Origin of the sequence: Brevibacillus borstelensis, assembly GCF_037834415.1 — a bacterium.
GTDB lineage: Bacteria > Bacillota > Bacilli > Brevibacillales > Brevibacillaceae > Brevibacillus > Brevibacillus borstelensis_A.
Map to the genome: position 1 here is coordinate 70,027 of NZ_JAUMSJ010000001.1, position 21,172 is coordinate 91,198.

A 21,172-nucleotide genomic window follows, 5' to 3' on the forward strand; every position below is an offset into this window, starting at 1 on the left:
TCTTCCTTCAAAAATAAGCTCGCGATAAAAGAGCAGCGGTTCTCTATTATTTTTGCAGAACATACATGACGCCTATTGTCATAATTGCCAAATGGCAGTCGTCTTTTTCTAGCGACCAACGTCTAAGGTGCTTTCAGATCGGCTGCTTTTGGACGAGACTTACGCTTTGAAAGAGAACAGGGCAGCTGCCTTCCATAAGTGTCCGACGAACCTTGGGCGTCTTCTCCTTTTTTATTTCCTCTGTCAACGGAGGAGCGCTACTTAACGAATTGTCGCCAAAAAAATGAAATAATAATTTCAATTTAAAATTAAATATGAAATAAATGTTGTAATAGTTTTATAATTCCGATACTATTCTAAATAGTAAGTCAATACAAGCGGGGGGATAGCTGTGAAAAGAATCAGGATTCCTGGTTTGTTCTTCATGCTGGCGGCGATCATGCTGGTGACGGCTTGCGGCAAACCGGCACAATCAGGCGAGAGCGGTCAAGCAGGCCAATCCGGGCAGACAGGAAAGACGACGGAGTATCTCTTGGCGACTGGGGGTACGGGAGGGACGTACTACCCGCTCGGTGGAGCCATCGCAAATGTGTGGAACGAATCGATCGACGGGATGAACGTAACCGTCCAGTCCACAGGTGCATCAGTCGAAAACATGCGTCTTTTGGGAAACAAGGAAACGGAGCTGGCTATCTCCATCAACAGCATTGCCGATGACGCATTCAACGGGAAGGACAAATTCACCGCGCCGATTCAAAATATCCGGGCCATAGGAGTGGTCTATCCGGAAGTGGTCCAAATCGTCACGGCGAAGGACAGCCCTATCCAGAGCATCAAAGACTTGAAAGGAAAACGGGTTTCCATCGGCCCGGCCGGGAGCGGAACGGCTGTAGCGGCGGAGCAAATCCTCGGCGTCTTTGGAATGAGTCCGGGAGATTTTCAGTCCTTTCAGGATACGTTTACCGATGCGGCAGACAAGCTAAAGGACCGCAATCTGGACGCAGCCTTTGCGATTCTCAGTGTTCCTGCTGCCAACATCGCGGACATCGCCACCTCCAAAGATGTGAGAATTCTCCCGATCGAAGGACCGGAGCTGGAAGAGCTGACCAAAAAGCACCCGTTTTACACGCCGTATCCAATCCCGGCCAGCACGTACAAGGGGCAAGAGCGGGAAGTGCCTACCGTGACGATGCAGGCTGTCATGTACGGACGCGAAGATCTTCCGGAGGAGGTCGTCTATCAATTGACTAAGGCTATGTACGAGAAACAGAGCGAGATTGCGAAAGGCTATGCGATCGGCAGCCAGATCGACTTGCAAAAAGCGCTGGATGGCGTGACCGTTCCGCTTCATCCGGGAGCAGAAAAGTTCTACAAGGAAAAAGGGATGAAGTGATATGGCGCAGGAGCTGTTGGAGCAATGGGAACAGGAGCACAGATATCGCAAACGAGTCGGCAAGTGGGCGGTCGTCATTTCCTTTCTGGGGATCGCGCTGACGCTTTTTCACATCTACACGGCCGTATTTGGCACGCTGCCCTCCCAGCAGCAGCGGGGGTTTCACATCGGGCTTGGGCTTGGCATCCTGTTTCTGCTGTTTCCGGGGAAGACGGCAGACAAGCAGGGCGGCAGAGCAACCCCTGCGCTGTTTGGGCTGCTGGGAGCGATTGGCGCCGGCCTGTTTCTTTCCGGAGAAATCGGCTGGCCAGTCGCGGCTGCATTTGCAGGCTGTCTGCTGCTTTTTTGGCGGGGTCGGCAAAAAGCGACGGACCATGCGAGCATTCCCTGGAATGATGTGGCCCTCGCTTTTTTGGCGCTGCTGGCCGGATTCTACCATGTCTTCTTTTACCAGGAGCTGGCTGCCAGGACCGGGGCTTACCAACAAACCGACATCGCTGTAGCGTGCCTTGGCGTCATGCTCGTTTTGGAAGCGGCTCGGCGAATCGTCGGGGTGCCGATCGTCATCGTGGCTTCGCTTGCGCTGGTATACGCGTATGCCGGTCCGTACATGCCGGGCTTGTTCTCGCATCGCGGCTTTGCCGTGGAGCGTATTTTAACCCACTCCTTCCTCAGTACTGAAGGAATACTGGGAATCCCCATTGGCATCTCGGCGACGTTTATTTACCTGTTTTTGTTCTTTGGCGTCGTCTTGAACCGGACGGGGATCGGGCAGTTTTTCAACGATCTGGCCTTTTCCTTGACCGGACGGCTGGTAGGTGGACCGGCGAAAGCGGCGGTCATCTCCAGTGCCTTGCAGGGGACGGTATCAGGCAGCTCTGTGGCTAATACGGTAGGCTCGGGTGTTTTTACGATCCCGTTGATGCGAAAAGCGGGCTACAAGCCCGAGTTTGCCGCGGCGGTCGAGGCATCAGCCTCCACGGGCGGCCAGCTGATGCCGCCGATCATGGGGGCTGCGGCGTTTCTGATGATCGAGTTTACCGGGATGCCGTACGGCCAAATCGCTCTGGCCGCGCTGATTCCTGCGATCCTGTACTTTGCCGGGATTTACGTCGCGATTCATTTGGAGTCCAAACGGCTGGGGATCATGGGGCTGCCTCGCGAGCAATTGCCGAGGGTAAGGGAGCTGATCAGGAAGAGAGGCTATCTGTTCCTGCCGCTTCTGGTCATCATCGCCATCCTGGGTACCGGACAAACGCCGATGAAAGCGGCCTTGATGGGGATTGCGGCCGCTTTTGTCGTCAGCTTCTTCCATCGCGATACGCGGCTTGGCTGGAAAGACATCCTGGGCATCCTGGAGGAAGGAGCCCGCACAGCACTGGCTGTCATCGCCGCCTGTGCGGCTGCCGGAATCATTGTCGGCGTCGTTACACTGACCGGCTTGGGATTGAAGGCGGCGGGCGGGATCATCGCCTTGGCTGGAGGAGCTTTGATCCTGACGATGGTGTTGACCATGGTGACGAGCCTGATCCTGGGCATGGGATTGCCCACGACGGCCAACTACGTGATTACGGCGACGATGGCGGCCCCGGCCTTGCAGGAGCTGGGAGTTCCCGTCATCGCTGCTCACATGTTTGTCTTTTACTTTGGCATCGTGGCCGACATCACTCCGCCAGTCGCTTTGGCTGCTTATGCGGGTGCAGGCCTGGCCAACGCCAATCCATTCCGGACCGGTGTTTTGGCGACCAAAATCGGAGTGGCCGCCTTTCTCGTGCCGTACCTGTTCGTTCTTTCGCCGGAACTGGTGCTGGTAGACGCGACACCTGCGGGAGCAGCCCTGGCGATTTGCACCGCGATAGTTGGCATGATAGGCGTCAGCTCGGGTCTTTTCGGGTATTTGGCCGGGCCTTCTGCGATGTGGGAGCGGACGATTTGTTTTGTTGGCGGCGTCTGTCTGGTGCATCCGGGCTGGGTGACGGATCTGATAGGCGTTGGTGCGCTGGCGGCAGTTTGGCTGATACAGAAAAAGAGAGCGGGAGTGGCTGAGCGAGAGATTGTTGGCGCATAGGAATGCTGAACCATTCCACGGCCTTTTTTTTCTGCTTGTGAAATAAAAATTTCAAATTTAATATTTATGTGAAATAAAATTAGTCAAAAGGAGAGGTTCTCTCATGCTTTTGTCTGAACAAACGAGCAAGTCTAAGGCTTACTACGAAAAAGCCTGTGAAGTCATACCGGGCGGCGTGACTGCGGGGATCAAATATTTTCCGCCCCATCCGATCCTGATGGAACGCGGCCAGGGGAGCAAGCTGTACGACGTGGACGGAAACGAGTATATCGATTACCTGCTGTGCTACGGGGCATTGATCGCCGGTCACGGACACCAGCGGGTATTCGATGCGGTTACAAGCCAGATGCGGCAAGCCGGAACGACGATTTTCGGCACGCCGCACCGCATGGAGACGGAAATGGCGGAAAAGCTGGTATCCCTCTACCCAGGGATCGAGATGGTCCGGTACACCAACTCGGGGCTGGAAGCGACGCTGCTGTCGATCCGGATGGCGATGGCGTATACGGGAAAAGGAAAACTGGCAAAATTTGAGGGGCATTATCACGGCGGCTACGATCAGGTGCTGCTCAGCGTCAATCCCGACGAGGAGGAAGCGGGTCCGTCCGACAGGCCGCGCGTAGTGCCGGAATCAAAAGGAATTCCCGACTACTACGTCGAACATACCATCATTCTTCCTTTCAACGAACTGGAGGCGACCGCAGCGATTTTGAGAGCGCATCAGGACGAGGTTGCGGCTGTCATACTGGAACCGATTCAGGGCGGTTTCATTCCGGCGGAGCCCTCCTTTTTGCAAGGACTGCGGGCGGTTACAGAAGAACTGGGCATCCTGCTGATCTTTGACGAAGTGAAAACCGGCTTTCGTATTTCGCTTGGCGGGGCGCAGCAGGCGTATGGAGTGACTCCCGACCTGACGGCGCTCGGCAAGGTGCTGGGCGGAGGCTTTCCCGTCGGAGCCGTTGGGGGAAAACGCGAGGTCATGATGATCTCCGCTCCGCGCGATGGAAAAGACATCCTGACCGCCGGTGCGGCCAAGAGCGGCAAAGCGGACGTGCTGTTCCACAGCGGCACCTACAACGGCCACCCCACCATTTTGGCGGCAGGGCTTGCCACCGTCGGCATTCTCGAAGAGGAAAGCGCGATGGACCAGCTGTTTGTCCGTACCCAGTCGCTGCGGGAGGGCCTGGAGGACGTCTACCGCAGCCAGGGAATCAGCATGCAGACAGTAGGGATGGGAAGCATTTTCAATATCATTTTGACGGACCACCCCATCCGCAATTACCGGGATATGAACAAGGCGGACATCGCCCTGCGCAAAGCGATCGATTACGAATTGCTGCAGCTCGGCATCTATACCAAGCCGTTGAACCGTTATTCGATGGCCGTTGTCCACACGGAGGCGGATATTGCGAGGACCCTGGAAGCCCATCACGAAGCCATCAAACGAGTAAGGAGGTAAGCGTCCCTTTCACATGCCAAACGTTTACCAGCACATCGCTGAGCGCATGTCTCACATGAGCAAGTCTCAGCATAAAATCGCCAATTACATTTTGCAAAATCAAAACACGGTTCCGTTTTTGACGGTAGGCAAGCTGGCCAAGCTCTCCGGCGTCAGCGAGGCGACGGTGGTCAGGTTTGCCACCTTCCTCGGCTATTCCGGTTACCCCGAGCTGCAGCAGTACATGCAGGATTCCGTCCAGCAGCAGCTCACTGCGGCGGAACGGCTGAAGATGTCGCAAGAAATATACGACGAGGAAGAGCTGGGCATCTACGAGGTGTTCCAGGACGACATCGCCAATATCAAGGCGACGATGGAAAAGCTGGATGTGACGGCCTTTCGCGAAGCAGTCCGGCTGCTGCTGCAGGCGCAGCGCGTCTACGTCGCGGGCAGCCGGAGCGCCGCGTCCCTGGCCGTGTTTCTGCAATACTACCTGAACATGATGCTGGGGAACGCCGAGCTGGTCTCGTCCGGCGACAGCTTCCCCGAGAGGCTGTACGCGGTCAACGAAAAAGACGTCGTCATCGGGATCAGCTTCGCCCGTTATACAAACAGCACGATTCAAATACTCTCGTTCGCCAAAGACAAGGGGGCCACGACGATCGCGATCACCGACAATCTGTTGTCGCCGCTGATCCCGCACGCCGACGTCTCGCTCACGGCCTCAAGCCAAATGCCGACGTTCATCGATTCCTTCGTCGCCCCGCTCAGCCTGATCAACTCTCTGATCACCTATGTCGGGAAACAGAAAGCGCAGGAATTTGCCGACCGCCTCGAAATGCTCGAAGAAGTCTGGAACCGCTTTGACATTTTTGCGAAAAAGTGAGCGAAGGAGAGCAGAATTTCTCTATCCAGCCGAAACGGACCCGCAGACCAGCGTATTTTATTTAGATTTTTCATAGTCTTGCATGAGAGGATAGCTGCTTGCTATCCTTCTTCATTTTTGAAACAGTGGCAAAATGTACTCAAAATGTATGGCTTCTCTCCCATGGAGACTCGTTTTAATCAAGGGCAATCTGTATCAAATCGTACCCTAAGAGCGCACAGGTAGCGCGATGCGGAAACTCTGTGCCGCCACCGTTCGCAGAAGCATTGGTCAGGGCGAACCTGCCGGAGCTTTGTGCCGGTTCAGGGAACGCCGCGGCATTCGAGCGTTACAAACAGCCGATCGGACGGATGGCGCTTACGGTTTCACATCTAGATGCACCAATCATGTTCTATGTTGCACAAAATGTCAGCAGCTTGAGCACTGGACAGAGGAGCTGCGAGCAAAACAACAGAAAATGCAAGAGCAAAAAACTTTTTCATAGTATCACCTCCTTTACTGAAAGTTCTGACAATATATTAGCATTGTTGGGATTTGTTGTAAATCGATAGATGGACGAGTAATGAGCGTAACATACTGCTTATTTAGTCTATAGGCGAGCTTTAGGTTACATCAGGATCGTTCACAGACATTTGTCTTACACGTGGAAACGCAAGTGGGTTAGAAGCAAAAAAAACATATTTATCCGAGTAATGACCCCAGTCGTACATTTGTCGAAATGATGCCTTTTCAACACAATATTTCAGGTTGAACAGTTTACTTTCTTGGCGAAGGCCGTAAGAAAGATGCGTTGAGTTGTTCACATCAATAATGATTGGGGCATTAAAGGAAATGTTGCTAAGTACGCTTCTCCAGTAGAATTCATCGCTTTTAATGGTCGTTTGAAAAGCTTCGATTGGATGTAGGCGAAAAAAGATGGTTTGCCGAACTGCAAGCTCTGGTGAATAAGACAGCGAATGAGTACGCCAATCAGAAGACCATGCAAATTAGGAAATTCCTGGTTTCCAATATTACCACCTTAACAGTAAAGATGGGAGTATTCACAACGGTAATTAATTTACGATTCTTCTTCTCTGGCGCAACAATAACCAGCCTATTGTTAAAAGCAGTAGTGCAAAAACATCGTTTGAAATGTCGTATAAAGTTTGGTTCGGCCCTGGTTTGACGTGGTGAATCTGCAAGATGTGGTGGTTAATTATACCCTCAAGTAAATTAAATGTGCCAGCTCCCAGTAAGAAACTGCCCCAAAACGTGCTAGGTTTGTCTTGAGGATTCCCTTTCCATAGCATCATTCCTGAAATAAATATGATCACGGTCACAAGTAAATGAAAGAGACCATCGCTAATAATTTGGTGGACTCGATCAGTTTGCATATTAACACTGTGCCACTGTAGAATTTGATGAAATACGATTCCATCAAGCATCCCGATAATACCTACGCCAAACAAAAATGCTGCTTTAGCTGTTGTCTTCAATTTTTTGCCGACCTCCTTAACCTTCAATAGCATTATTACCAGTAAAAGGGTCGGTTAGAACGATAATTAGCACATCACAAGATTTGTAATTGGCTCAGCATGGATACAACACGGATAATCTGCCTACAGGAGCAATAGTGGCAGTGGGGGAATTGGTGGACTGCCTGGAGGTAACGGTTATGGCATTGTTGCGATGAAGGCTGGCAATTAGATGACATTGAGCGGTTAAATAAGCCTGTACCAGCGAAAGGCCAGCAGGGACTATGGAATTGGGGAGGGGAACGGAATGCAAGCAGGACGTGAGTTGGATGTGAAAGTGGCGGAGGCGCTGGGGTGGGACTTTCTAACAGAAGAAGGATTTAAGGATGAATATTTGCCTTACTTCTCTACTTCGTGGGATGGAATGGGATCCCTGGTGAAGGAAGCGAGAAGGATCGGTATATACTTGGGGATAAATGCGGTTCCTGATAGAAGATATGAGGCATATGCATGGGATGAAGTTAATCAGAAACGTTATGAAATATGCGGAAAAACAGCTCCGCTTACTGTTTGTTTGGTATTTCTAACGGCTAAGGGAATCGCTATTTAACAAAAGAGAAATTGTGATGTTTTCCATGTATTGTTGTACCTTTCCCTCCTATAAGAGTTTGCATATAGTGTACAAACTTTCAAAATAAGGGGGAATGAGAGAAGAGATGAGGAAAAATGAAAACATCATTCGAGGCGGAGTTTCAATTATCACTTGCACGAACCGACCGCATTTTTTTAATAATATCATCGCTAATTATAAGAACCAGTTTTATCAAATAAAAGAGTTGGTTATTGTGATTAATAATGATAGCATGAGTTTGGCGAAATACCGCCTGAAAGTGCGAGGCTATAAAGATATTTCTATCTACAAAGTTCCAGAAAAGGTATCTTTAGGCAGATGCTTGAATTATGCGGTCGGCAAAACGAAATACCAATTTATCGCAAAGTTCGATGATGACGATTACTACTCACCATATTATTTAAAGGAGCAAATGAATGTTCTTCATCGCACAGGAGCTGACATTGTTGGGAAGCGCGCATATATGGCTTATCTTCAAGCAAGAAAGCTGCTTATTTTACGTTTCCCTAAACAGCAGATTAAGTTTGTGAGGCGGGTTGCGGGGGGAACCATATTATTTAGAAAACGTGTATTCAACCGCGTACGTTTTGCTAACATTTCGCTTGGGGAAGATGTGAACTTTTTACGTGCCTGCCGGGCAAGAGGCTTTAAAATTTACGCTTCTGCTCCTCGCAATTACGTCCAAGTCCGCAGAACTGACAAAAAGAGTCACACATGGACCGCCGGAGACAGATATCTAATGTCGGGAAGTCGGGTTCTGGCGAAATCGATTCGTTTGCGTAAAATCGCTTCCCGAAATTTAACATAATATTTCGGTTGTAAAATTTGCATTTGAAATGAATTTGGTTGCAATGACATTTGTCAAGAGAAATTGTTTAAAATTGCCCCCAACAAGGGGGACACAGGGTTACTTAGCCCACTGACAATGCAGTACCACGCATTGTGGTTTGGCAGCTATAGCAGCAGTCGACACAGACATAACCATTGCTGCAGAAAAAACAACGGCAAGAAACTTTTTCGCAGCAGTCACCACCTTTTTATAATATTCTGTTAATTTAAACTCGTAAAAAAGCAATATCAACCTATAATGGGGTAATTTGGAAAGCGAAAAAGCCCCCTCGTAGCGCCATAGTATAATGTTGGTGGCGAACCTATATTCGGCTCGAGATCGTGAAGGTCTTCCGGCCAGCGGGACGCAGCTCAAAAATTTATGAAGATCAAAGCCAGCCAGAAGGTAAAGCGACGCCTCAGGAAGCTCTCGCTCTCTGAGGCTGGCTTTTTGTTGAAGATCGCACCTTATGCAAGCGAGGGGACGAATCTTTTTGAAGGAGATAATGAGCGCGGCCAAAAAGGCGTATCGCTTACCGTCAAGGATCTTGCCAGAGTGGCGGACTGTTCTTACCCGCAGGCAAGAAAGATCGTCAAGGCTTTTATCGAGCAGCGGATTCCCAGACGCATCGAGGTCGAGGGAAGGAGCGCGCTCGCAATTAACCCGTTATCCTCGCTCAACGGGAAAGCAGCAGATACATCTCTCCTGCAACTTTTCATCTCCTCCACAAAAGCCCGGTCTACGTGCAAAAGGAACCGGGAAGCATTTTTTTGCAATTTTACATTCATTTTACAACTATCGCCCAAAACTCGTCCTCATTGCAGTCATAGACTTTTCGTGTAAGATGGGAAAAGGAGGGGTGCACATGTCTATTCGGCTGCGATTGCTGCTTTCCTATACAGCCATGCTTTTAATCACGGTCATTTTATTCGTCTCGGCCGTGTTTCTCATCGCCGTAGCCGTGACGGGGGACGTCAGGCATGTCCGCGATCTGTACACGAGCCGCTATGCCGTCATGCCATTGAGCGAGCCGGAGGAGACGGTATCCGTAGAGACCAAGTTTCTCGGCAAAAGCAACCCGGAGCAGCTGCTCGACGCCGCGTTTGTTCAGGAGCTTGAACAGCGTTTGGCTCCCGTTCAGGCAGGTATTCTCGTCCGCAAGGGCAGCGACATCCATCACGCATCGCCCATGCTGCAGGTGCCAGGGATGAAGGAGGCGCTCCCGCCCTACGAATTCGGCAACCTGCATGTACGAGACATATTGGAGACGGAGGGCCGCTTTTTTTCCTACGTCAAGTTTGATTTTCATTTTGCCGACAAGACGGAAGGCGGAGTCTACGTAATGAAGCAGGTAAGCCCTTATGCGGAGCTGACCCGAAGTCTGCTGCCCGTCTTGATTCTGTTCTTGCTTTTGATGCTCGCGCTGATGAACGGCTTGCTGAATTTCCTCGTATCCCGCAGCATTATCCGGCCGCTGGACCGGCTGAAAACGGCTACGGAGCAAATCAGGGACGGCGAGCTGGATTTTCATGTCGAGCAGTCCGGCCGCGATGAGATCGGCCAGCTCTCCCAAGCCTTCGAAGACATGCGGAAGAAGCTGAAGGAATCTGTGGAGCTGCAGCTTCAGTACGAGGAGAACCGCAAAGAGCTGATCTCCAATATTTCCCATGACCTGAAAACGCCCATCACCTCCATTCTCGGTTACGTGGAAGGAATACGCGACGGGGTGGCGGACACGCCGGAAAAGCTGGAAAAATATCTGGATACGATTGCCCGCAAGGCAAAGGGCATGGATCGGCTGATCGACGAGCTGTTCCTGTTCTCGCGTCTGGATCTCGGGAAGCTGCCGTTTACTTTTGAGCGCTTGGACATTGGACGTTTTCTGGAGGATTACGTAACCGAGCTACGATTTGACCTGGAAGAGAAAAATGTGACAGTCCATTTTGACCGGCAAACGGCGTCAGTTCCGACTGCTCCAGCGACACCCCCCGCGATCGTGCTGGCGGACCGGGAAAAGCTGAGGCGGGTTCTGGCCAATGTCGCGGACAACAGCTTGAAATACAATGACAAGGCGGAAAAGCGGATTTCCTTTGCGCTGCAAATCGAATCCGGGAAAGTGCGAATCGAGATTTCCGACAACGGTCCGGGCATTGATCCTAAGGCGATGCCGAATATTTTTGACCGGTTTTACAGGGCGGAGCAGTCGCGAGGCACGGACACCGGAGGAAGCGGATTGGGCCTGGCCATCGCCAAGCAAATCGTGGATGAGCATCGGGGGACGATTGGAGCGAGCAGCGCCGCTGGCGAAGGAACCACCATCACCATTGCCCTGCCGCGCGAAAAGGGGGAAGAAGCGTGACGAAAAACATTCTCGTCGTGGAAGATGATACAAGCATAGCAGAGCTTCAACGGGATTATTTGGAAATAAATGGATTCCGTGTAGATGTGGAGCGCTCCGGCAGTGCTGGACTTGCAAAGGCGTTGGAAGGCGACTATGATCTGATCATCCTTGATGTCATGCTCCCCCATGTGGATGGTTTTGAGCTATGCAAGCAAATTCGTTCCCGCAAGGACATCCCGATCCTGATGGTCACGGCCAAAAAGGAGGAGATCGATAAGATCAGAGGTTTTGGTCTGGGGGCGGACGATTACGTGATCAAGCCGTTCAGTCCCGGAGAGCTGGTGGCTCGCGTCAAGGCCCATCTGGCCAGGTACGAGCGCCTCTTGGGCGGTCGGGAGCAGCGAAATGACGAGATACTGATTCGCGGATTGCGGATCGACAAGGCTTCGCGGCGCGTCTACGTCAACGGTCAGGAGATGCCCTTCACCACCAAGGAATTTGACCTGCTGGCGTTCCTTGCAGCCCATCCCAATCGCGTTTTCAGCAAAGAACATCTGTTTGAGCGAATCTGGGGGCTGGATTCCGCGGGCGATATTTCGACCGTGACGGTCCATATTCGCAAGCTGCGCGAAAAGGTCGAGGCCGATCCCTCCCATCCTCAGTACATCGAGACCGTCTGGGGCGCCGGATACCGGTTTACGGTGTAAAAGGGGCTTGTTTAGAAAATGTTTCGCTCCGGTTAAGGTTTTTTTAAGAACTGCTTTAGAGCGGGTTTAGAATTGCTCCCTATCCTGAGGAGGAACGAGAATCCTCAGGAATGGAAGGAGCGTTGCGATATGAAACGAAAAACATCGAATACATTCGCGGGACTGCTTGCCGTCGCTGCAATTGGTACGTCTGTCATCATACCTGCTCAAACTGTCGGGGCAGCGGAAAGCTTTGCCGATATCAGCAAAGCCGGATCTTATCAGGCAGCGGTGAAAAAGCTGGCGGAGCAGAAGGTATTTGTCGGATATGGCGCTGATCTGCTCAAACCGCAGCAAGCGATTACCCGCGCCGAGCTGGCCAAGCTGGCGACAGCGGCTTTTGGACTGCCGACAGGTCAGCAAAGCGCGGCATTCTCCGATGTAGAGCGCGACGACTGGTTTTACCCGTACGTAACCGCTGCTGTCTCGGCAGGAGTCATGGCGGGAGACGGAGCAGAATTCCTGCCCGATCAACCGGTTGCCGTAAGTGAACTGGTACATGTCGTGGCGAAGGCAAACAATACAGAAAGAGCGGCCCTGGAGAAAATGCTGGGCAACGCAAATGCTCAAGCGCCGGCAACCAGGGCCGAGGCCGCTTACCTGATGGTTGAGGCCAAGCGTGCTAATCAGCAGGAATCCGAGAACAAAGTGACGAGCATCGAAGCACAGAACGTGATTACGCTAGTCGTGAAGTTCGCGAAGCCTTTGCCGAAGGAAGAAGTGGAGCTGGATGCGGCGAAGCAAAACTTTGTTTTTGACAACGGCCTTTCGATTCGCAATGTCCCGCAGCTGATGACAGGCCTAGAAGCGACCTATATCGTGCCGACCACCGTTCAGAAAGAGGGAACAACCTACACATTGACGTACAAAGGGAAACAGGCAGGCACATTTGAAGCCAATCCGGAAAAGCTTGCCCTTCGTTCGACCCAGCAGGTCGCGAGCGACACGTTTGAAGTGGAGTCCAGTCTCGAAGACGGCGTTACCGACTATGGAAACGTCATCGTGGCGTACCGCAATTCCCGCCCGAACCCTTTCGCTCTCGATGAGAACAACCAGTATGAAGGAAAAACCTATGAAATTCTTTCCTCGATGCGGGATATATCCGTCACGATCACGCCAGAGGGCGGCGAACCGATCAGAGCGGGCTACGTTCCTTTCACGCAAGCGACCGATGGCCGCCAGGCGCCGAAGTTCCGACTGCCGGACGGACAGAAGCTGAAGCCGGGCACTACGTATACGGTGACAGCCGATTGGGCTGCGATCAAGAAAAACACCTTCGTCGCGAGCGAGAAGGCCCCTTTGACGATTCAGGAAGTGAAGGCGGCAGATGAAAAGACGCTGGCTGTCACCTTGGCAGAAGATCCGAAGGACGAGCTTTTCGCATTGCGCAGCATCACGCTGACTGCACCCGACGGCACCAAGCTGACCGCAGATTACAAGCTGACGAGCCGGAAGGGTGCGACAGGGACGTTTGAACTGAAGGACGCCGCGCTTGAAGCAGGCACCACATACAAGGTTGCCCCGCTGGGCGACTGGGCGGTCGCCGATGGAGTCAGCGTAACGCTCAATTAGACTTCGATCTTTCATTAAAGGTTTATGAATTCGCTCCCCCGGAGTCTCTCCCGCTGAGAGACTCTCTTTGTTTTGCACGGCGTTTTTGATACTGTATAGGAGGAAACAAGCTTCTGCCGGATAAGGACAAAAGACAAAGATTACGAACCAGAGAAGGATGGAACAGCGACATGCCTTTAAAAATTGGATACCGAACGATAAAAACCGCCATTGGAACGGGAGCGGCCATCCTGATCGCCCAGCAGCTGGGCCTTTCTTTCTATGCCTCGGCAGGAATTATTGCGATCCTCTGCATACAGGTGACGCGGAAGCAGTCGTTTCGGACAGCGATCAACCGCATTCTCGCCTGCCTGCTCGGACTGGTGGTAGGGGTTGCGCTGTTTGCCCTCTTCGGGTTTCAGCCCGTGGCGCTGACGCTGCTCATCCTCGTCTTCCTCCCGCTGGCAGTCCGCTTTGGCATTCAGGAGGGCTTCGTGACCAGCATGGTCGTCCTGCTGCACCTCTATTCCTCGGAGCGAATGGATCTGCCCGTCATTTTGAACGAGCTTGCGCTGGTCACCATCGGCGTCGGCGTTGCCCTGCTGGCAAACCTCTACATGCCCAGCCTGGAAAAGGAGCTAAAAGGCATGCAGGCGGCTGTGGAGCGCAACTTCGCGACGATTCTCCAGGAGTTCTGCTTCTACCTGCGCCACGGCCAAAGCGATTGGGACGGGAGCGAGATGATCGAGACGGAGAAAATGCTAAAAGAGGCCAAGCTCCTCGCCTGGCGCGACGTGGAGAACCGCATCGGCAAAAAGGAGGAGGACACCTATTACGAGTATTTCGTCATGCGGGAAAAGCAGTTTGAATACCTGGAGCGGATGCTGCCCATCGTGTCGACGCTCAGCGTCCAGGTGCCGCAGGGCCATCAAATCGCGGATTTCCTCGACCTTCTGAGCCACTCGATCCATCCGGGGAATACGGCCTACCGCTTCCTCGACAAGCTGCGGGTGATGCGGGAAGAGATCCAGGAGACGCCGCTGCCCCAGTCGAGGGAAGAATTCGAGACCCGCGCGGCGCTCTTTACCTTGCTGCGGGAGATCGAGCAATATTTGTATATCAAGCACAAACTGGGCAGGAACAGTCCGGTGAAGAGAAAAGAGCAGGGATAATCTGGAGGAAACGAAAAAACGCTCGTAAGCGGCAATGTGGGCTGCTCACGTGCGTTTTTTTGTGATGAAATTTACTGACGCAGCCAGAAATCAACGAATAAAAGCAAGCCTATGGAGTTAAGCACCAATGCTGAATATAGGAAAAGGTTTCTGGCTTTTCTTTTGATTTCGATCAAAGCAAACAGAAGGGACACGAAGTAGAGAACAATCAAGGCGTTTATCGTCCATCCAATCAATATCCAGTTCCTAAACAAAGTCTGTTCTGACAGCAGTACGCAAAGGAACCCTCCATTTACCAGCAAAGCCAGAATAAACGAGGTGTTGATTTTTTTCATATCAATATCTCCTGTTTTGAAGGGGGAACCCGTTATCATTGTAACTCCCAAAATCGGGATGTAAGCGACAGCTTGCTATTCTGCAGCGCCACATTGGCCAACGATGACAGAAACCCGATGAAACTCCCCCGACCTATCTCCTTGTATTTGATAGTTGCCGATGTCCGCTTCCAAAGAGATTGTGTCCATTAATTGCCGGAATTGTCTTTTTGTAAATAAATGGTAGAGATAATGCGCGTCAATGTCAAGCAAGGCAACAAAAAATTACATCTTAATATTTTTGTGATAACTTGTATTTTTATCCAATTCTTAAATTTTCGCAATGGTTACTATTGCGTTTTCTCATTTTTTCATGAATTCCAACTATGATACTGTAAAGCAAAGAACACAGGGAGAGGAAAGGAGTGCTGCGCGTTGTTGCCTTTTCGCGTCGTCAACCAGAAAACGACTGAACACATTTTGGACATGGCCCGCGTCATCGAGACGGTGGAACAAGCCTATACATTGAAAGCCCAAAAGGAGGCCACCCTGTTCCCGATGGTTTTCCACGAATTCGAACCGGGCAAAGCGGATATGGACATCAAGTCCGGCCACCTGACAGGCGCCAACATTTTCGGATTGAAGCTGGTCTCCTGGTTTGGAGAGAACACGCAAAAGAACCTGCCTCAGCTGATCGGAATGGTCATGGTGCTGGACAGCCGCACAGGCGCTCCGCGGGGAATCCTCAGCGGCGAGCATATCACATGCATGCGCACCGGTGCTGCCGGGGGAATCGGCGCAAAATACCTCGCGAGGCCGGAGTCTGAGCATCTGCTAATCGTCGGCAGCGGCCACCAAGCTCCTTTTCAAATCCTGGCCACGTTGATTGCCATGAAACATGTAAAAAAGGTATCCGTATACAACGCCCGTTCCTACGAACGCGCAGATGCGTTTTGTAAATCGATCCAGTCCAGGCTGCTAGGCATGGTCGCATCACAGTTTAACGGGCAGGATGAGCTCCTGGAGGAGTACGCCAAACGCTGCCAAATCGAGTTTGTTCCCGTAGAGAACATCGAGCAGACGACGAGAGAAGCGGACATCATCATCACCGCCACATCTGCGCGTCAGCCGTTGATCCGGAAAGAATGGGTCAAGCCGGGAACGCACATCACCTGTATCGGAGCGGACATGGAAGGCAAGCAGGAGATCGATGAGCGTTTGTTTGCCGAAGCACGCGTTTTTGTAGACGATGTCACGCAATCGGTCAGTGTCGGGGAAATGGAGATTCCGGTAAAGAAAGGCGTCGTCACGAAGGAGGCAATCGCAGCGGAAATCGGCGAAGTGATTCTGGGCCGGACACTCGGACGCAGATCGCCCGAGGAAATTACCATCTTTGACAGCACCGGCATCGCGCTGCAGGATTTGCTGACAGCCAATCTTGTGCTGGAAGCGGCGGAAAAGACGGGTGCGGGTACGGTAGTCGAACTCTAGAAACAGGGAGGAGCAAACAAAAGATGCAGGTAAAACCGTTTAAAGTCGAAGAATGGATGAATGCGTATGAAATGGACGCGGTCTACAACATCGCCGAGACGTGCGTGGACTCTCTGACCGTGGAAGAACTGATCCGCCTGTCGGATGAGCCGGAGCGTTTTTTTGGCGAGCTGGCAAAAATGAAGCTGACATACGGGCATATCGAGGGATCGCCGGAGTTTCGCTCGCTGGTAGCCGGTTTGTACAAGACCATGAAGCCGGAAAATGTCATTTCGATGAACGGCGCCATCGGAGCCAATTTCCTCCTGCTCTATTCACTCGTGGAACCGGGTGACGAGGTCATCGCCGTACATCCGACCTATCAGCAGCTGTACTCGGTCCCCGAATCGTTCGGGGCGCAGGTGAAGCTTCTCGGGCTGCGTCCGGAGAACGGATTTTACCCCGACTTGGATGAGCTGAGAAGTCTGGTCAGCCCGAAAACGAAGCTGATTTGCATCAACAATCCGAACAACCCGTCCGGCGCGCTCATGGGCGAAGAGATGCTGCGTGAAATCGTGGAAATCGCCCGCAGTGTGGATGCGTACCTGCTCTGCGACGAGGTGTATCGCGGACTGCATCAGGACCCCGAGGTCGTCATTCCGTCGATCGTCGACCTGTACGAAAAAGGGATCAGCACGGGCAGCCTGTCCAAGGTGTTCTCGCTGGCCGGCCTTCGCCTCGGCTGGATCGCGGGACCGCTTGACGTGATCAAGGAATGCGTCAAGCACCGCGATTACAATACGATCAGCTGCGGCATGATCGATGACGTCCTCGCCGTGCACGCGCTGAAAAACTACGACAAGATCATGGACCGCAATCTCGGAATCGTTCGCACCAATCTGCAGATACTGGATGACTGGGTGCAAAATGAGCCGCTCATTTCGTATGTGAAGCCGCAGGCAGGGACGACAGCGATGCTGAAGTACGAGCTGGACATTCCGTCCGAGGAATTTTGCATTGACCTGTTTAAAACGACCGGAGCTTTCCTGACGCCGGGAAGCTGCTTTGACATGGAAGGCTATGTGCGGATCGGCTATGCATGCGCTACAGACGTGCTGCGTGACGGTCTGGCGAAAGTATCGGAATACCTAAGGGCTCGCCGCTAAGTGCGGGCCCTATAAAAATACAATTGAATGTATAAATATAAAAATGTTATTATTAAAAAAAGTTTAGGGAGGGGAAAATTGCTTATGGCGCAACCAGAAGCGAACACCAAGACTTCTCTTTCGAAGGTCAAGGAAATAAACGTATTCGTCCTGCTTTTTGCTGTGCTGGCCATCGCGGTCGTCTTGACTTACCTGATCCCGGCGGGCGAATACGCGCGAGTGGACGTAAACGGCAGAAGCGTCGTCGACCCGCAATCCTTTCAATTTATCGAATCGTCTCCGGTCAAGCCGCTCGGCCTCGTCAACAGCGTCCACACCGGCATGGAAGAAGCGGCGGGCATCATCTTTTTCGTCTTGATTATCGGCGGCACCTTCGGTATTTTGACCGCGACCGGGGCTATCGAGGCTTTGATCGTCACGCTCTCGCGCAAGCTGCAAAACCAGGAAAAATGGCTCATTCCGATCATGATGTTCTTCTTTGCCATGGGAGGAACCTTGATGGGAATGGCGGAAGAGACAATCCCGTACATTGCGATCATGATCCCGCTCGCGATCGCCCTCGGCTTTGATGCCATCACCGGTACGGCGATCGTGCTCGTAGGGGCTTCGGTCGGGTTCACCTCTGCGATCATGAACCCGTTTACAATCGGAGTGGCGCAAGGCATCGCCGAGCTGCCGACGTTCTCCGGAGCTGGCTTTCGCATCGGCGTATTTGTGGTCATGTACGTTGTTTCGGTAGGATTTGTCTACCGCTATGCGATGAAGGTAAAGAAAGACCGGGGTCAGGGCTTCTTTGGAAATTATGCGGGGAAAAGCACGGAAGACATGATTCGCAGCGACGTCAAACTGACGACGAGCCACAAATGGATTTTGGCCTGTTTCCTCATCAACTTCGTCGTACTGGCATTCGGCGTCATTAAATACGGCTGGTACATAACCGAAATCGCTGGACTTTTCCTTCTATTGGGAATTATTATCGGATTGATCGGCAGACTGACGCCGAATACCATCGTCGATTCCTTTATGAAGGGGGCGGCCGGGCTGATTTCGGGGGCGCTGGTCATTGGCGTGGCTCGGGCAATCGTTGTGGTATTGAATGATGGACATATTCTCGATACCATTCTCTACTACGCGGCCACCGCCATCAACCAGGTTCCAGCCACGTTTTCCGCGTTTGGCATGCTTGTGCTGCAAAGCCTGATCAATTTCATCGTCCCTTCCGGAAGCGGTCAGGCAGCATTGACGATGCCAATCGTGACGCCATTGGCCGATCTGGTGGGAGTGACCAGACAGACGGCCGTTCTCGCTTTCCAGTTCGGCGACGGGATCTCGAATATCTTTACGCCGACCTCGGGATACTTCATGGCGGGCTTGGCGGTCGCGGGGATACCGTGGATTCGCTGGGTTAAATGGATCCTGCCGCTGATCCTCACACAGTATGGGATCGGAGCTGTGGCGGTTATCATCGCCCAGATGATCGGCTACGGGCCGTTTTGAGAAAATGTCAGCAGGAGGATGTCTAGCGGATCGGTGAGCATCCTCCCTCTATCAACTTTGACAGGAGCGTGATCGCATGACTGCAACCTTGTGCACTGCAGAACTCGCCCAATGGGCTATCGGCCACCGCCGCTACTTGCACCAAAATCCGGAGTTGTCCGGGGTGGAATTCGAGACCGGCGAGTATATCAGAACATGTCTGCGGGAGTTGGACATCGACATTCTCGACTTTCCCGCGCCGAGCGTAGTCGGCTTTTTGAAGGGGACGGAAGGGAAAAAGACGATTGCCCTGAGGGCCGACATCGACGCGCTGCCGGTTCTGGAGGAAGGAGAAAAGGACGGCTATATGTCCAAGCGCGAGGGCATCGCCCACGTCTGCGGCCATGACGGACATACGGCCGTGCTGCTCGCCGCCGCCAAATGGCTGTCGGAAAACCGGCAGGAGGTCAAGCCGAATGTGCTGTTTTTGTTCCAGTCCTCGGAGGAAATGCTGCCGAGCGGGGCGGAAAAGCTGGTCGCCCAGGGAGCGGTCGACCAGGCGGACGCGGTTTTCGGCCTTCACCTCTGGCAGCCGCTGGAGAAAGGAAAGATCGGCATCGCCTACGGCGCGATGATGGCGTCGGCGGACGATTACCGCATCGTCATCGAAGGAAAGGGCGGGCACGGCTCGATGCCGCACGAGACAATCGATCCGATCTACATCGCCAGTCATGTGATCGGCGCTTTGCAGGGAATCGTCGGACGCCGGATGAACGCCATCGAGCCGGCGGTCATCTCTGTGGGCAAAATCGAAGCGGGGACGACGTACAACATCATTCCCAACCAGGCAGTCATGTCCGGCACGTTCCGGTCGCATTCGGAAGCGACGCGCCGGGCTCTGGCGGAAGAGATGAAGCGGACCGTCAAGGGAATCTGCGCCGCTTTCGGGGCGAATGGGACGCTGGAGGTCGACTGGGGCACGCCGCCGGTGGTCAATGACAAAGAGATGAGCCAATTCGTGGAGCAGGTCGTAACAGAAAAGCTCGGAAGCGAGCTGCTCGTCCACGTCGACCCGGTCATGGGCGGCGAAGACTTCTCCCACTATTTGCTCAAGAAGCCGGGCGCCTTTGTGTTTGTAGGCATGAACGGCGAAAAGAGCGCCTATCCGCATCATCACCCTCGCTTCGATATCGACGAAGACGTGATGCCGACAGCGATCAATCTGTTCATTCAGCTCGTCAAGCAGTTTGCCTAAGGAGGTTTTTACAGGATGCTATCCGTTTCATTTTTCGATATTGTCAAAGCGCACAAGGACTTGCAGGGGAAGGTGACCAAGACGCAGCTGCTTCGATCGGACGCTTTGTCCGGCGCGGCTGGCGCGGATGTATGGCTCAAGCTGGAATGCTTGCAAAAAACCGGTTCGTTCAAAGTCAGGGGTGCGCTGAACAAAATCGCTTCCCTCAGCGAAGTGGAGCTGGCCAAAGGCGTCATCACCGCTTCTGCGGGAAATCATGCGCAGGGCGTAGCCTATGCCGCGTCACTGAAAGGCGTTTCCGCGCTGATCGTAGTGCCAAAGACTGCGCCGGAGACGAAAAAAGCCGGAATCAAGAAGTATGGAGCGGAATTGGTCGTTTACGGCGACAACTACGATGAAGCCGAGGCCCATGCGTACCGGCTCGCGGAGGAAACGGGAAGAACCTTCGTGCACGCCTTCGAAGACGACCAGATCATCGCCGGACAAGGGACAGTCGGACTGGAAGCGCTCTTGGAGGAGCCCGATTTCGATATGATCGTCGTTCCCGCTGGCGGCGGAGGGCTGATCTGCGGGATTGCCACCGCAGCCAAGTCGATCAACCCTTCGATAAAAGTGATCGGAATCCAGACCCATGCGTCGCCGCCGTGGTACTACTCGTTCCGCGCAGGGCGTCTGGTTGATGTCGAGTACAGCGACTCGCTGGCTGACGGCCTGCACGGCGGCATCACCCAGGGCAACCTGGAGCTGGCGCTGAAGATCGTCGACGACATTCTCCTCGTCGAAGAAGAGCACGTCGCACAAGCCATGCACTGGCTGGCGAAAGAGCATCACTTGATGGTGGAAGGCTCTGGTGCCGTCGGCGTCGCGGCCCTGCTGCAAGGGGCCGTCCCGGGTATCGCGGGCAAAAAAGTGCTGACGATCGTCAGCGGCAGCAATGTGGACGCCGGCAAGCTGGCAAAGCTGATCGCGAGGTACGAGTAAG

Annotated in this window: 17 protein-coding genes and 1 pseudogene; 16 read left to right on the forward strand and 2 right to left on the reverse strand. The window is 53.0% G+C overall.

The genetic code is table 11. The features are described from left to right. The first annotated feature begins 391 nt into the window (after positions 1 to 391). The 5 genes and pseudogenes from Q3F21_RS00335 to Q3F21_RS00355 form a co-directional block, all read left to right on the forward strand. Positions 392 to 1,393 (forward strand): TAXI family TRAP transporter solute-binding subunit, encoded by a 1,002-nt coding sequence (locus Q3F21_RS00335; RefSeq protein ID WP_340248949.1) that lies wholly within the window; start codon positions 392 to 394, stop codon positions 1,391 to 1,393. A gap of 1 nt (position 1,394) precedes the next feature. Continuing rightward, positions 1,395 to 3,461: a TRAP transporter fused permease subunit gene (locus Q3F21_RS00340; RefSeq protein ID WP_340248951.1), complete on the forward strand. Its 2,067-nt coding sequence runs from the start codon at positions 1,395 to 1,397 to the stop codon at positions 3,459 to 3,461. Between the two features lie 103 nt (positions 3,462 to 3,564). Further along, positions 3,565 to 4,920, forward strand: coding sequence for an aspartate aminotransferase family protein (locus Q3F21_RS00345; RefSeq protein WP_340248953.1), 1,356 nt, complete (start codon positions 3,565 to 3,567; stop codon positions 4,918 to 4,920). Positions 4,921 to 4,933: 13 nt separating this feature from the next. Continuing rightward, positions 4,934 to 5,785, forward strand: coding sequence for a MurR/RpiR family transcriptional regulator (locus Q3F21_RS00350; RefSeq protein WP_340248955.1), 852 nt, complete (start codon positions 4,934 to 4,936; stop codon positions 5,783 to 5,785). 197 nt (positions 5,786 to 5,982) lie between these two features. Further along, positions 5,983 to 6,150, forward strand: a pseudogene (locus Q3F21_RS00355) (DNA cytosine methyltransferase); the annotation flags it as partial. A gap of 687 nt (positions 6,151 to 6,837) precedes the next feature. Here the strand turns inward: Q3F21_RS00355 and Q3F21_RS00360 are convergent. Then, complete coding sequence (locus tag Q3F21_RS00360; protein WP_340248958.1) at positions 6,838 to 7,260, reverse strand: DUF2243 domain-containing protein; 423 nt, start codon at positions 7,258 to 7,260, stop codon at positions 6,838 to 6,840. Positions 7,261 to 7,546: 286 nt separating this feature from the next. Between Q3F21_RS00360 and Q3F21_RS00365 the strand changes: the two genes are divergently transcribed. The 6 genes from Q3F21_RS00365 to Q3F21_RS00390 all read left to right on the forward strand — a co-directional run bounded on the left by Q3F21_RS00365 (position 7,547) and on the right by Q3F21_RS00390 (position 14,509). Continuing rightward, positions 7,547 to 7,849: a hypothetical protein gene (locus tag Q3F21_RS00365; RefSeq protein ID WP_340248961.1), complete on the forward strand. Its 303-nt coding sequence runs from the start codon at positions 7,547 to 7,549 to the stop codon at positions 7,847 to 7,849. 94 nt (positions 7,850 to 7,943) lie between these two features. Continuing rightward, positions 7,944 to 8,678 (forward strand): glycosyltransferase, encoded by a 735-nt coding sequence (locus Q3F21_RS00370; RefSeq protein ID WP_340248963.1) that lies wholly within the window; start codon positions 7,944 to 7,946, stop codon positions 8,676 to 8,678. Between the two features lie 886 nt (positions 8,679 to 9,564). Beyond that, positions 9,565 to 11,058 (forward strand): sensor histidine kinase, encoded by a 1,494-nt coding sequence (locus Q3F21_RS00375; RefSeq protein ID WP_340248965.1) that lies wholly within the window; start codon positions 9,565 to 9,567, stop codon positions 11,056 to 11,058. Continuing rightward, the gene (locus Q3F21_RS00380) at positions 11,055 to 11,747 is read left to right on the forward strand and encodes a response regulator transcription factor (RefSeq protein WP_340248968.1); all 693 of its coding nucleotides are present in this window, start codon (positions 11,055 to 11,057) and stop codon (positions 11,745 to 11,747) included. The genes Q3F21_RS00375 and Q3F21_RS00380 overlap by 4 nt, the downstream gene beginning before the upstream one ends. Positions 11,748 to 11,876: 129 nt before the next feature. Continuing rightward, positions 11,877 to 13,358 carry an S-layer homology domain-containing protein gene (locus tag Q3F21_RS00385; protein WP_340248970.1) on the forward strand — a complete coding sequence of 494 codons (1,482 nt, stop codon included), beginning with the start codon at positions 11,877 to 11,879 and terminating at the stop codon, positions 13,356 to 13,358. Between the two features lie 170 nt (positions 13,359 to 13,528). Continuing rightward, positions 13,529 to 14,509, forward strand: coding sequence for an aromatic acid exporter family protein (locus Q3F21_RS00390; protein ID WP_340248972.1), 981 nt, complete (start codon positions 13,529 to 13,531; stop codon positions 14,507 to 14,509). Between the two features lie 71 nt (positions 14,510 to 14,580). Here the strand turns inward: Q3F21_RS00390 and Q3F21_RS00395 are convergent, their stop codons facing one another. Next, entirely contained in the window at positions 14,581 to 14,844 is a 264-nt protein-coding gene (locus Q3F21_RS00395; protein WP_340248975.1) for a hypothetical protein, read from the reverse strand. Positions 14,845 to 15,258: 414 nt separating this feature from the next. Between Q3F21_RS00395 and Q3F21_RS00400 the strand changes: the two genes are divergently transcribed. The 5 genes from Q3F21_RS00400 to Q3F21_RS00420 all read left to right on the forward strand — a co-directional run bounded on the left by Q3F21_RS00400 (position 15,259) and on the right by Q3F21_RS00420 (position 21,171). After that, the gene (locus Q3F21_RS00400; RefSeq protein WP_340248978.1) at positions 15,259 to 16,314 is read left to right on the forward strand and encodes an ornithine cyclodeaminase family protein; all 1,056 of its coding nucleotides are present in this window, start codon (positions 15,259 to 15,261) and stop codon (positions 16,312 to 16,314) included. 23 nt (positions 16,315 to 16,337) lie between these two features. Beyond that, positions 16,338 to 17,459 (forward strand): aminotransferase, encoded by a 1,122-nt coding sequence (locus tag Q3F21_RS00405; RefSeq protein WP_340248980.1) that lies wholly within the window; start codon positions 16,338 to 16,340, stop codon positions 17,457 to 17,459. An 84-nt stretch (positions 17,460 to 17,543) separates the two neighbouring features. Next, entirely contained in the window at positions 17,544 to 18,956 is a 1,413-nt protein-coding gene (locus Q3F21_RS00410) for a YfcC family protein (RefSeq protein ID WP_340248984.1), read from the forward strand. Between the two features lie 76 nt (positions 18,957 to 19,032). Further along, positions 19,033 to 20,190 (forward strand): amidohydrolase, encoded by a 1,158-nt coding sequence (locus Q3F21_RS00415; RefSeq protein WP_340248986.1) that lies wholly within the window; start codon positions 19,033 to 19,035, stop codon positions 20,188 to 20,190. A 15-nt stretch (positions 20,191 to 20,205) separates the two neighbouring features. Beyond that, positions 20,206 to 21,171 carry a threonine ammonia-lyase gene (locus Q3F21_RS00420; protein ID WP_340248988.1) on the forward strand — a complete coding sequence of 322 codons (966 nt, stop codon included), beginning with the start codon at positions 20,206 to 20,208 and terminating at the stop codon, positions 21,169 to 21,171. Position 21,172 lies beyond the last annotated feature (1 nt).